At 70.7% G+C, this 912-nt stretch carries 1 protein-coding gene; it reads right to left on the bottom strand.

Going from position 1 to position 912, the window contains the following annotated elements; translation table 11 throughout:
- Positions 1-912, bottom strand: a 912-nt coding sequence (locus AC5RUJ_RS17325) for an aldehyde dehydrogenase family protein (RefSeq protein ID WP_494156380.1), incomplete at both ends; no start/stop codon positions are given.

The following is a 912-nucleotide window of genomic DNA, read 5'->3' as shown; positions in this document are numbered from 1 at the left end:
GGTGGCCCGGGCCCCCTCGGCCCTGGCCGCCTCCAGATGGTCGAGCACTGTCCGGTACTGCGACTCGGTGGCCGACGGGCCGAAGTCGGTGGCCGGGTCCAGCGGGTCGCCCTGGACCCCGGCGGCGATAGTCGCCGTCACCATGTCCACCACCTCGTCATAGCGCGCGGCCGGGGCGAGGATGCGGCTGGAGATGTAGCAGGTCTGGCCCGTGTTGCGCATGCTGGAGCGGATCAGCACCTTCGACATCTCGTCCAGGTCGGCGTCCTCGAGCACCACCGCGCTGGACTTGCCGCCGAGTTCCAGCGTGACGGGGCGCAGCAGCTCGCCGCAGGCGGCGGCGATTTTGCGTCCCACCGGGGTGGAACCGGTGAAGGCGACCTTGTCCACGCCGGGATGCTTGACCAGGGTGTCGCCGAGCCTGCCCGACCCGGTGACCAGATTGACCACGCCGGCCGGCACTCCGGCGGCGGCCACGGCGTCGACGATGAGGCGGAAGGACAGCGGCGTGGGCGAGGCCGGTTTCATCACCACGGTGCAGCCGGCCAGCAGCGCCGGCGCCAGCTTGATCACCATGAGGTTGATCGGGAAGTTCCACGGCGCGATCAGCCCGCACACCCCCACCGGATCCCGGCGCACCACGGATTCGCCGCCGCCGTGCGGGAACGGGCGCACGTCTTCGTGTTCGAGATAGCCGGCCAGGGTGGCGAAGTATCGGAAGATTCCTGCGGCATTGCCGGCGGCCCGGGACGACTCGGAGACCGGCGAACCGTTTTCGCGGGTGTTGGTCAGCGAGAGCTCCTCGGACCGTTTCTCGACTTCGTCCGCAATCCGCAGCAAATACGCCGCGCGTTCGGACGGCGCCAGCGTCGGCCACGGGCCGGAGTCGAAGGCCCGCCGCGCCGCGGCCAC

The sequence above is a fragment of the Arthrobacter sp. Y3223164 genome, assembly GCF_059091005.1.
This window is presented reverse-complemented; position numbering and strand designations above follow the sequence as displayed.